The organism is Cupriavidus sp. FW305-46 (assembly GCF_058787075.1).
The window spans coordinates 1-11,957 of sequence record NZ_JBYSZI010000110.1; the positions used below are offsets into that span (position 1 = coordinate 1).

Sequence of the window (11,957 nt, forward strand, 5' to 3'; positions counted from 1 at the left end):
GCGCTGCTGCTGGGGTTGCGGGGGAAGGGGATGGAGAGGTTGTGAGGCGAAAGTGATAATCTCCCGGCCCAAAGAAAAAAGCCACCGCATGCGGCACCGCATGCGGTGGCTTTTTCATGACGTCTGGCGGTCTAGACGTTGAACAGGAAGTTCATCACATCCCCATCCTTCACCACATACTCCTTGCCTTCCGCCCGCATCTTGCCGGCTTCCTTCGCGCCGGTCTCACCCTTGAAGCTGATGAAGTCTTCATAGGCGATGGTCTGCGCGCGGATAAAGCCGCGTTCGAAGTCGGTGTGGATCACGCCGGCTGCCTTGGGGGCGGTGTCGCCGACGTGGATGGTCCAGGCGCGCACTTCCTTGACGCCGGCGGTGAAGTAGGTCTGCAGGCCGAGCAGCTTGAAGCCGGCACGGATCACACGGTCCAGGCCGGGTTCTTCCATGCCCAGGTCGGCCAGGAATTCGGCCTTGTCGGCGTCGTCCAGGTCGGCGATCTCGGCTTCGATGGCGGCGCAGACGGACACCACGGGGGAATTGGTCAGCTTGGCGTGCTCGCGCACGGCGTCCAGGTGCGGGTTGTTCTCGAAGCCGTCTTCACGCACGTTGGCGACGTACATGGTCGGCTTGGCGGTGATCAGGCAGAACGGCCGGATGGCTTCCCACTCTTCGGGCGCCAGGTCCAGGGTGCGCACGGCCTTGGCCTGGTCCAGCACGGCTTGCGCCTTTTCCAGCACGGCGACCAGGCGCAGGGCTTCCTTGTCGCCGGCGCGGGCCGGCTTGATGTAGCGGGCCAGGGCCTTCTCGACGGTGGCCAGGTCGGCCAGCGCGAGTTCGGTGTTGATCACTTCGATGTCCGACAGCGGGTCCACCTTGCCGGCCACGTGGATCACGTTATCGTCCTCGAAGCAGCGCACCACGTGGGTGATGGCGTCGCATTCGCGGATATTGGCCAGGAACTGGTTGCCCAGGCCTTCACCCTTGGAGGCGCCCGCCACCAGGCCGGCGATATCGACGAACTCGACCGTGGCCGGCAGCACGCGCTCCGGCTTGACGATCTCCGCCAGCTTGGCGAGCCTCGGATCCGGCACTTCGACCACGCCCACATTGGGTTCGATGGTGCAGAACGGGTAGTTTTCGGCGGCGATGCCGGCCTTGGTCAGGGCATTGAACAGCGTGGACTTGCCGACGTTGGGCAGGCCGACGATGCCGCATTGGAGGCTCATGGTAGAAGGCGGGAAATTGCAAAACCCGTATTCTAGCGGATGGGGGCCTCGCCATCGGCTGGCTTGAGCCGGCGTGGGGCGGGGCCAGGAGTGACGTGGCTATAATCCAGCCATGACCCGATCCCACGCGTCCGCGCGCCCGTCTGCGCGCAACTCCTCCGCTTTCCAGGTTGCTGTCGTCGGCGGCGGCATCGTCGGCAAGTCCTGCGCGCTGCTGCTGGCCCAGCAGGGCATGGACGTGGCGCTGGTCGCGCCCAGGCCGCCCCGCGCCAGCGGCCGCACGGCGGCGGGGCCGGATGACTGGGACAGCCGCATCTACGCCTTCTCGGCCAGCTCGCAGGCGCTGCTGGAGCGCATGCGGGTGTGGGAGGCGCTGGAACAGGCGCGGATCCAGCCGGTGCGCGACATGCGCGTGTTCGGCGATGTCAGCGCGGCCGAGACCTCGCCCAGCCTGGACGGGGACCTGCATTTCTCGGCCTACGCGGCCGCGGTACCGCAGCTGGCGTGGATCATCGAATCCAGCCACGTCGAGCGCGCGCTCGACACGGCGCTGGGCTTCCAGCACCAGGTGACCTGGCACGACGCCACGGCGAGCGCGTTCGAGCGCGATCCTGACGGCGTCACGCTGACCCTGGGCAATGGCGAGAAGCTGCGCACGGCCTGCGTGGTCGGTGCCGACGGCGCGCGCTCCTGGCTGCGCCAGCAATGCCACATCGGCGTCAGCACGCGCAAGTACCGCCAGCTGGGCGTGGTCGCCAATTTCGCCTGCGAGCGCCCGCACCAGGAAACCGCGTGGCAGTGGTTCCTGGGCGCGCCCGAAAAGCTGATGGCCGACGAGGAACCCGCCAACGGAGAAGTGCTGGCGATACTGCCGCTGCCGGACAACCATGTGTCGATGGTCTGGGCCGCCGAAGACGCCCACGCGCGCGAGCTGCTGGCGCTGTCGCCCGAGGCGCTCGCCGCCACGGTGATGCAGGGCGCCAGTGGCGCGGTCGGCGCGCAGTTCGGCGCGCTGCGCTGCGTGACCCCGGCGCAGGGCTTCCCGCTGGTGCTGCAGCGTGCCGACCAGTTCGTGCAGCCGCACGTGGCGCTGGTGGGCGACGCCGCCCACGTGTTGCATCCGCTGGCCGGCCAGGGCATGAACCTGGGCCTGCGCGATGTCGCGGAACTTGGCCGCGTGATGGCCGACAAAGAACCTTTCCGCAGCGAGGGCGACCTGCGCTTGCTGCGCCGCTACGAGCGCGCCCGCGCCACCGATTTGCTTGCGCTGACCGCGGCCACCGACGGGCTGCACCGGTTGTTCTCGTTGCCGGGCGGCGTCGCGCGCGTGGTGCGCAACACCGGCATGCGCGCGGTCGGCGGCCAGTCCTTGCTCAAGCGCTTCCTGATCGCGCGCGCGCTTGGCTGACCGCGGCCGCACCAACGTTCCGATCCCTTTACCGAATACTCTGGAGTCCACATGTTCCCATTCCTGCGCCGCCGCCCCGCCATGAGCGCCGCGATCACCGCCATCGCCGGCGGGCTGGCCGCGGCGGGCTTCGCGCTGCATGCCATGGCCGCGGGCGAGCCCGGCACCGACCGCATCAAGGAGTCGCTGCAGAAGATGGTGGGCGGCCGTGCTGAGGTGAAGAGCGTGAGCAAGACCCCGGTGCCGGGCCTGTTCGAGGCCAATATCGGCGGGCAGGTGGTCTACACCGACGCCTCGGGCCGCTACATCCTGAACGGCGAGATGATCGACACCCGCACCGGCACCAACCTGACCGAGGAGCGGCTGGCCGAGATCAACCGCATCAAGTGGTCGGACCTGCCGCTGGCGCGCGCGATCAAGTGGACCAAGGGCGATGGCAGCCGCCAGGTGGCGGTGTTCTCCGACCCCAACTGCGGCTATTGCAAGCGCATCGAGCAAACCTTCCAGCAAATGGACAACATCACCGTGTACACCTTCCTGTACCCGGTGCTGTCGCCGGATTCCGAAACCAAGGCCAAGCAGGTCTGGTGCGCGTCCGACCGCACCAAGGCCTGGCGCGACTGGATGCTCAAGCAGGTGGCGCTGACCGGCAACGGCAGCTGCAAGACCCCGCTGGAAGAGAACCTGGCATTGGGCCACAGCATGAACGTGACCGGCACTCCGGCGGTGTTCTTCACCGACGGCACCCGCATCCCCGGCGCGGCAGACGTCGCCACGCTGGAACGCAAGCTCGCCAGCATCAAGAAATAAGCGCGCGCCGGACCTGTACCGGCCCGATCGACGGCCGGACTTGTCCGGCCGTTCTGCTTTCTGCCTATCCCCTTATCCCATGCGATCGCCGACAGGCGACAAAGGAGACACCATGACCTTCCAGGCATTGCTGCTGACCCAGGCCGACGGCGCCACCCAGGCCAGTATCGCCACGCTCGACGACGCGCAACTGCCCGCCGACGGCGACGTGCTGGTTGCCGTCGACTACTCCACCATCAACTTCAAGGACGGACTGGCGATCACGGGCCGCTCGCCGGTGGTGCGCAAGTGGCCGATGGTGGCGGGCATCGACGGCGCCGGCACGGTGCTGGAATCCGCGCACCCGCGCTGGAAGGCTGGCGACAAGGTAGTGCTCAACGGCTACGGCGTGGGCGAGACGCATTGGGGCTGCCTGGCGCAGCGCGCGCGCCTGAAGGGCGACTGGCTGGTGCGCCTGCCCGACGCCTTCACCACGCGCCAGGCCATGGCGATCGGCACCGCGGGCTATACCGCGATGCTGTCGGTGCTGGCGCTGGAGCGCGGCGGCGTCAACGGCCCGGTGCGCCCCGGCGATGGCGAGGTGCTGGTGACCGGCGCCTCGGGCGGAGTGGGGACGGTGGCGATCTCGCTGCTGAGCAAGCTCGGCTACAAGGTGGTGGCCTCGACCGGCAAGACCCGGGAGGCGGATTTCCTGAAGGCGCTGGGCGCCGATGATGTGATCGACCGTGCTGAGCTGGGCGTACCCGGCAAGCCGCTGCAAAAGGAGCGCTGGGCCGCGGTGGTCGACTCGGTCGGCTCGCACACGCTGGTCAATGCCTGCGCCCAGGTGCGCTACGGCGGCGTGGTGACGGCGTGCGGGCTGGCGCAGGGCCTGGACTTCCCGGGGTCGGTGGCGCCGTTCATCCTGCGCGGCATCACCTTGCACGGCATCGACAGCGTGATGGCGGCGATGCCGCTGCGCGAGCAGGCCTGGCAGCGCCTGGCCGGCGACCTGGAGCCGGACCGGCTCAATGCGCTGACGCGCGAGATCGGCCTGGGCGATGCGATCGAGGCGGGCCGCAAGATCATGGAAGGCGGCATGCGCGGGCGCGTGGTGGTGGATGTGAATCGCGGCTGATCGCGCACCGTCGCCCTGATGCACCACCGCGTAGGCGCTGCATCCGTGTCCTAGCGCCGACGTTACAATCCTGCCCATGACGCCGATCCGCTACGCCATCGCCCCGCTTCAGCCTGAAGCGCACCTGTTTGCCGTCACCGTCACCGTGAGCGAGCCCGATCCCGCCGGCCAGTGTTTCTCGCTGCCGGCCTGGATCCCTGGCAGCTACATGATCCGGGACTTCGCGCGCAATATCGTGCGCATCCGCGCCGATGCGGGCGGGCGCGAGGTCAGGCTGACCAAGCTCGACAAGCAGCGCTGGCAGGCCGCGCCAGTCAGCCTGGCCGACGGCCCGCTGACGCTCAGCTACGAGGTCTATGCCTGGGACCTGTCGGTGCGCGCGGCGCACCTGGACAGCACCCACGGCTTCTTCAACGGCAGCTCGGTGTTCCTGGGCGTGGACGGGCAGGCCGAGCGGCCATGCACCGTCGATATCCATGCGCCCGTGGGCGAGGCCTATCGCGGCTGGCGCGTCGCCACCGCCATGCGCGAAGCGCCGGGCCGCGCAGGCGCCAAGCGCTACGGCTTCGGCCGCTACCAGGTGGCCGACTACGATGAGCTGGTCGACCATCCGGTTGAGATGGGCACCTTCCAGCTGGCCAGCTTCCGCGCCTGCGGCGCGCAGCACGACGTGGTCTTCACCGGGCGCGTGCCGCAACTCGACCTCGAGCGCGTGTGCCGCGACCTGAAGCGCATCTGCGAACAGCAGATCCGGCTGTTCGAGCCCAAGACCGCGCAGGCGCCGTTCCTGGACAGCAACCGCCGCTACGTCTTCATGACGATGGTCACCAGCGACGGCTACGGCGGCCTGGAACACCGCGCCAGCACCGCGCTGATATGCGCGCGCAATGACCTGCCGGTGCGCGGCGACAGCGATACCAGCGAGGGCTACCGCACCTTCCTCGGGCTGTGCAGCCACGAGTATTTCCACACCTGGAACGTCAAGCGCATCAAGCCGGCCGCGTTCGTGCCGTACCGGCTGGCCGAGGAAACCTACACGCCGCTGCTGTGGCTGTTCGAGGGTTTCACCAGCTATTACGACGACCTGGTGCTGGTGCGCTCCGGCTGCATCACCGACGAGCAGTACATCGAGATGCTGGCCAAGACCTGGAACGGCGTGCTGCGCGGCAGCGGCCGCACCAAGCAGAGCGTGGCGGAAAGCTCCTTCGATGCCTGGACCAAGTACTACCGCCAGGACGAGAATGCCCCCAACGCCATCGTCAGCTACTACACCAAGGGTTCGCTGGTGGCGCTGGCGCTGGACCTGACCATTCGCGACAAGACCCGCGGGCGACGCTCGCTGGACGATGTCATGCGCGCGCTGTGGCGCCGCTACGGCCGCGGCTTCTACGCGCCGGGCGCGGTGCAGCGCGGCGTGACCGAGGCCGAGGTCCATGCGCTGTTCGATGAAGTCACCGGCCTGCGCATGGGGCCGCTGCTGCGCTCGCTGACCGAAGGCACCGGCGAGCTGCCGCTGCCGGCGCTGTTCAAGGTGTTCGGCGTCAAGGCCGAGGCGCAGAAGCCGGCGCGCACCGCGGCGCTGGGTATCAAGGTCAAGAGCGATGAGGGCTGGGTGCGCGTGGCGCAGGTGTTCGACGGCGGCGCCGCGCAGGCCGCAGGCCTGTCCGCCGGCGACCTGCTGGTGGCGATCGACGGCCTGCGCGTGGCGCCGGGCCAGATCGACAAGCTGCTGGCGCGCTACCGTAGCGGCGACCGCATCGAGCTGCACGCCTTCCGCCGCGACGAGCTGCAGGTGCTGCCGGTGACGCTGGCACGCGAGCCGGCTGCGCAGTTCAAGGTGAAGCTCGAGAGCGGACGGCACGCGGCGCGCTCGCGCTGGCTAGGCCAATGAACTAGTTTTCCGCTGCCACACCCGCCACCGCACGCCATCGCCCCCGCTGCATGCAATACGCGCACGATCCCCGCACCTTCCTGTATTCGCACTACATCTACCGGGGGCTGCGCTCGGCCACCGGGGTGATCGGCGCCACGCTGATCGCGCTGCACTTCAGCGACCTGCCCACCGCGATGGTAGTGTCGATGGGGGCGCTGTGCACCAGCCTGATGGACCTGCCCAGCCCGCTGAACCACAAGTTCAACGAGATGATGGCCAGCGTTTTGCTGTGCAGCGTGGTCACGCTGGTGGTGGCGCTGGCCACGCCGTTCCCGCGCGTGATGCCGTTCCTGCTGGTGCTGGTGACGTTCCTGGCCGGCATGATGACGGTGTACGGCAACAAGACGCTGCCGCTGCAGTTCGCGGCGCTGTTCGTGATGACGCTGACCATCAACGAAGACTTCCTGGTGCGGCGCGCGCTGGAGCACGCGGCGCTGTTCAGCATCGGCGCGGTCGCTTATCTCGGCTATGCGATGCTGGTGAGCTGGATCACCGAGCGCCGCACCAAGCAGCAGGTGCTGGCCGAATCATTGTATGAGCTGGCCGGCTATCTCGAGATCAAGGCCGGCTTCTACGATGCCGGCAACGACTACGAGGCCCAGTTCAACCAGCTGGTGCGCCAGCAGATCGTGGTGGCCGAGCGCCAGCAGGCCGCGCGCGACCTGGTGCTGCGCGGCAACCGCACCCCGCACGACGGGCTGCTGGTGCAGGTGCACCTGCGCATGCTCGACCTGTACGAGTACATCCTGTCGACCAACACCGACTATCCGCTGCTGCGCCAGACTTTTGCCGGCACGCCGGTGCTGGACCACCTGCGCGGGCTGGTGCTGCAGATGTGCAAGGACGTGGAAGAGATCGCCTACGAGGTCACGCGCGGCCGCGCCTCGTACGCCACGGTGGAATACCGCCAGGGCCTGCGCGCGGTCGAGGCCGAGATCGAGCAATTTCGCCACCACCATATCAACCCGGCGGCGATGACGGCGCTGGTTGATACGCTCGACATGATGCGCGGCGCGATCACGCTGGTCGGCCAGCTGCACGAAGCGTCGCGCACGCCGGTGGAGCCGGCCAGGGTGCTGCCAGGCTCGGACATGACGCCTTTCCTGACGCGCCAGAAGTATGAGTTCAGCGTGCTGCGCGACAACCTGAAGTGGAGTTCGCCGGCGTTCCGCTTCTCGCTGCGGATCTCGATGGCGGTGTCGCTGGGGCTGTGGATTGCCGAGCACCTGCCCTATGTGTCGCACAGCTACTGGATCCTGCTGACCATCATCGTCATCCTGAAGCCCAACTTCAGCATGACCAAGCAGCGCTACAACGACCGCCTGATCGGCACGCTGATTGGCTGCGTGGTCTCGGTCGCGATCCTGAAGGTGGTGCACCAGCCGCTGATCCTGCTGGGCGTGCTGTTCCTGTCGCTGGTGGCCAGCGCAGCGTTCGTGACCATCAAGTACCGCTACACCGCGATTGCCGCCTGCATCCAGGTGCTGATCCAGATTCACCTGCTGATGCCGGGGAGTCCCACGGTGGCGGGCGAGCGGCTGGTGGATACCGTGATCGGCGGCATCATCGCCTCGCTGTTCAGCTTTGTGCTGCCGAGCTGGGAATACCGCGCCATCCCCAAGCTGGTGGAGGGCGTGCTGCAGGCCAACCGCCGCTATATCGGCGCCACGCGCGACCTGCTGCTGCGCCGGACCAAGGATGACTTTGCCTACCGCGTGCAGCGCAAGCAGTTCATGGACAACCTGTCGGCGCTGATCTCGTCGTTCCAGCGCATGCTGGACGAGCCCAAGAGCCGGCACCGCGCGGTGGACAACCTGAACCGCTTTATCGTGCAGAACTACCTGGTGGCCGCGCACGTGGCGGCGGCGCGCATCCAGGTGCGCCAGCACTATGACGAACTCGATATCCCGGCCGCGGAAGCCGCGATCGAGCAGGCCACCGAGGCCGCCAGCCACAGCCTGCAGGTGGCCAGCGAGCGGCTGCATGCCGATGAGCGGGGCGGCGGCCGTGGCGCGGGCTTTGTCCGCAGCGGGAAGACGCCGGTGGAACGCAAGGAGGCAGCGCCTGCCGCCGCGGACAAGGCGGAAACCCCCGCTGAAGCTGTCGCCGGTGCCGAACCAGTGGCGGCCACCGTCAGCGCCGAAGTCGCCGAGGCCGCCGAGGATGCCGTTGCCGAACGCCGCGCCCGCCTGGCCGATTCCGCCGACAAGCGCCGCACCGACGTGCTGGTGCACGCGGCCGCCGCCGGCGAATCCAGCCATGAGGCTGGTCCCACCGCCAGCTCCACCGGCCGTCCGGCCAATGCGGTGCTGGACCGCCGCCTGCGCGCGTTGCGCGAGGATGCGGCCAAGATCGCGCTGCGCACGGGGGCTATCGGGCGCGCCATACGGGCGCGCGTCTGAGCCTGGTGGCTTACGGCGCCTCGGGCAGCTCTTCCTCGGGCAGTGTCAGCATGCCGCTGTTGTAGCGGTACTCGTAGATCTCGCCGTAGCGCCCCCAGCCGATCGCCACGCTGAGCACGCGCTCGGCCTCGGCGGGCTTCAGGAACTGCTCCAGTTCGTGCAGCACCTGTTCCTCGCGGATCTCGCCGGCCTCGCTCGCCACCAGTTCGCGGCGGATATGCGCGGCCAGTGCGACGTTGCCCAGCAACTGCTGGCCGAACATCGCCTTGCGTTGCTGCGGCCCGGCGGCGTACCAGGCGCGGCCGGCCTCGGTGGCGGCGATGTCGCCGCGCTCGATCGACACCAGTTGCACCAGCTGCAGCGCTTCGCACGCAGGCAGCAGTTCGTCGTCGGTGAGGCCGGCTTCGTCGGCCAGGTGGGGCAGGTCGGCGCGGCAGTTGAAGGGTGCCTCGCACAGCAGGTCGAGGATGGCTTCCATCTGGCTGATGTCGGCGTCCGGCAGCCGGTAGGCGATCTGGCGCGCGGGCGCTTGCGCGGGCAGGCGCGCTTCCGCCGCGGGGGCGGTCATCAGCGCGTAGATCTCGTCGACCAGCGCGCGCACCTGCGCGCTGTCGCGGTTGCGCGGGCGCGGCAGCGCAACCGGCACTTCGGCGCGGATTCGGCCCGGGTCGCTCGACAGGATCACGATGCGGTCGGCCATCATCACCGCCTCTTCGATATTGTGCGAGACGATCAGGATGCTCCTGATATTGGCACGGCCGCTTTCCCACAGCGCCAGCATCTCGTCGCGCAGGGTCTCGCCGGTCAGCACGTCCAGGGCCGAGAAGGCTTCGTCCATCAGCAGCAGGTCCGGCTCGGTCACCAGCGCGCGCGCAATGCCCACGCGCTGGCGCATGCCGCCCGACAGCTCGCGCGGCAGCGCGCTGTTGAAGCCGGCCAGCCCGATCATGTCGATCGCGGCCTCGGCGCGGCGCTCGCGCTCGGCCCTGGGCACGCCCTGGGCTTCGAGCCCCAGCTCGACGTTCTGCTGCACCGTCAGCCACGGGAACAGCGCGAACGACTGGAACACCATGGCGATGCCCTCGGCGGTGCCGGCCAGCCGTTCGCCGCGAAAGTGCACCTCGCCGCGGTCGGCGCCGACCAGCCCGGCCATGATGCGCAACAGCGTGGACTTGCCCGAGCCGGACTTGCCCAGCATGGCGACGATCTCGCCCTCGCGCAGCGTCAGGTCCACGCCTTCGAGCACGGCGCGGTCGCTCTGGCTGGCAGTGCGGAAGATCTTGCCGACGCCGCGCAGCTCGATCACGGCGGGGGCGGCGGTGGATGCAATGTTCTCTGCCATCGTTGCCTTACAAGCGAGTGCGCTCTTGCGCGAGTTGATACAGGCGGTTCCACAGCAGCCGGTTGAAGCCGACCACGAACAGCGCCATCACGACTATGCCCAGCGCAATGCGCGGGAAGTCGCCGCGCGCGGTGGTCTCGGCGATATAGCTGCCGAGCCCGGTGGCAACGATGGTGCGGTCGCCCCAGGTCACGTACTCGGACACGATGCTGGCGTTCCACGAGCCGCCGGCGGCCGTCACCAGCCCGGTCAGCAGGCTCGGGAACACCGCGGGGATCAGGAAGCGCTTCCACAGCAGCCAGCCACGCAGGCCGAGATTGCGCGCGGCGAGCTTCAGTTCGGTGGGAATGCCCGACGCCCCCGCGACCACGTTGAACAGGATGTACCACTGCGTGCCGAAGATCAGCAGCGGGCTCAGCCAGATCTCCGGGTTCAGCCCGAAGCGCACGATCAGCATCACCGCCAGCGGGAACATCAGGTTGGCCGGGAAGGCGGCCAGGAACTGCGCAATCGGCTGGGCAATGCGCGCCAGTTCCGGGTTCAGGCCGATGCGGATGCCGATCGGCACCCACACCAGCGCCGCCAGCGCGATCAGCACCACCACGCGCACCATCGTGATCGTGCCGAGCCACAGCACATGGCCGACTTCGGCCCAGCCCACCTCGCTGTGCACGAAGTAGCCCACGCGCAGCAACGCGGCCAATGCCACCAGCACGATCACGGCGTCGCGCACGCGGCAGAACCACAGCGCGCGCCGCGGATTGTCCGGCTGCGCCGGGGCCTGCCCGCGGCGCGCGCCCCACGCCAGCGTGCGCCCGGCCAGCGCCGCCGTCTGTGCCAGCACTGCACCCACCCACGCCGAGCGGCGCAGCAGGTCCAGCAGCCACGACTGCGGCAGCTTGTCCTGCGCCAGGGTCTCGAAGCGGAAGCGGTCGGCCCATGCCACCAGCGGGCGGAACAGCAGCTGGTCGTACAGCAGGATGCCCGCCAGCATCGCCAGGATGGCCCAGCCGATCGCGGCCAGGTCCTGCTGCTGGATCGCCAGCGCGATATAGGAGCCGATCCCAGGCAGGCGGATGTCGTGGCCCGATACCGAGATCGCCTCGGACGCCACCACGAAGAACCAGCCGCCGGACATCGACATCATCATGTTCCACAGCAGCCCCGGCATGGCGAACGGCACTTCCAGGCGCCAGAAGCGCTGCCACGGCGACAGCCGGAACATGGCCGCCGCTTCCAGCAAATCGCCCGGGATGGTGCGGAACGACTGGTACAGGCTGAACGCCATGTTCCACGCCTGCGAGGTGAAGATGGCGAAGATGGCCGCGCACTCCACCCCTGCGATATTGCCGGGAAAGAGGGCGATAAAGCCGGTCACGGTGATCGACAGGAAGCCCAGCACGGGTATCGACTGCAGGATGTCCAGCGCCGGCACCAGCACCTTCTCCGCTGTGCGGCTCTTTGACGCCAGCGCGGCAAACGCCAGCGAGAACAGCAGCGACGCCGCCAGCGCCGCCAGCATGCGGATGCTGGTGCGCATCAGGTAGTAGGGCAGGTAGGCCACGTCCAGGTGCACCGCCAGCTGCTGGTCGGGCTGGAACGGGGCGTTCATCTGCTGCGCGGCGAACGCGATCATCACGATCACGGCCAGGATGATCGGCAGCAGGGCCAGGTCGAAGCGGTTGGGCGGGGCGCGCAGCAGCTGGCTGTCAAAGCCAGGGG

The 11,957-nt window shown here is 68.4% G+C and carries 8 protein-coding genes; 5 read left to right on the plus strand and 3 right to left on the minus strand.

Going from position 1 to position 11,957, the window contains the following annotated elements; translation table 11 throughout:
* Positions 1-131: 131 nt before the first annotated feature.
* Positions 132-1,223 (minus strand): redox-regulated ATPase YchF, encoded by a 1,092-nt coding sequence (gene ychF / locus AC3WON_RS30265; RefSeq protein WP_492321461.1) that lies wholly within the window; start codon positions 1,221-1,223, stop codon positions 132-134.
* A 112-nt stretch (positions 1,224-1,335) separates the two neighbouring features.
* Here ychF and AC3WON_RS30270 point away from each other — a divergent pair, with 112 nt between their 5' ends.
* The 5 genes from AC3WON_RS30270 to AC3WON_RS30290 all read left to right on the plus strand — a co-directional run bounded on the left by AC3WON_RS30270 (position 1,336) and on the right by AC3WON_RS30290 (position 8,893).
* Positions 1,336-2,631, plus strand: a complete 1,296-nt coding sequence (locus AC3WON_RS30270) for a UbiH/UbiF family hydroxylase (protein ID WP_492353388.1) — start codon at positions 1,336-1,338, stop codon at positions 2,629-2,631.
* A 51-nt stretch (positions 2,632-2,682) separates the two neighbouring features.
* Positions 2,683-3,441, plus strand: a complete 759-nt coding sequence (locus AC3WON_RS30275; protein WP_011616111.1) for a DsbC family protein — start codon at positions 2,683-2,685, stop codon at positions 3,439-3,441.
* A 112-nt stretch (positions 3,442-3,553) separates the two neighbouring features.
* Entirely contained in the window at positions 3,554-4,558 is a 1,005-nt protein-coding gene (acuI, locus tag AC3WON_RS30280; protein ID WP_492321459.1) for an acrylyl-CoA reductase (NADPH), read from the plus strand.
* 76 nt (positions 4,559-4,634) lie between these two features.
* The gene (locus AC3WON_RS30285) at positions 4,635-6,449 is read left to right on the plus strand and encodes a M61 family metallopeptidase (protein ID WP_492353389.1); all 1,815 of its coding nucleotides are present in this window, start codon (positions 4,635-4,637) and stop codon (positions 6,447-6,449) included.
* 50 nt (positions 6,450-6,499) lie between these two features.
* The gene (locus AC3WON_RS30290; RefSeq protein WP_492353390.1) at positions 6,500-8,893 is read left to right on the plus strand and encodes an FUSC family protein; all 2,394 of its coding nucleotides are present in this window, start codon (positions 6,500-6,502) and stop codon (positions 8,891-8,893) included.
* Between the two features lie 10 nt (positions 8,894-8,903).
* On the opposite strand, the gene AC3WON_RS30295 is transcribed toward AC3WON_RS30290, so the two are convergent.
* Together AC3WON_RS30295 and AC3WON_RS30300 are read right to left on the minus strand one after the other, a co-directional pair.
* The gene (locus AC3WON_RS30295) at positions 8,904-10,235 is read right to left on the minus strand and encodes an ABC transporter ATP-binding protein (RefSeq protein ID WP_492321456.1); all 1,332 of its coding nucleotides are present in this window, start codon (positions 10,233-10,235) and stop codon (positions 8,904-8,906) included.
* A 7-nt stretch (positions 10,236-10,242) separates the two neighbouring features.
* A complete protein-coding gene (locus tag AC3WON_RS30300; protein WP_492353391.1) occupies positions 10,243-11,937 on the minus strand; it encodes an ABC transporter permease in 1,695 nt (564 codons plus the stop codon).
* Positions 11,938-11,957: the final 20 nt, after the last annotated feature.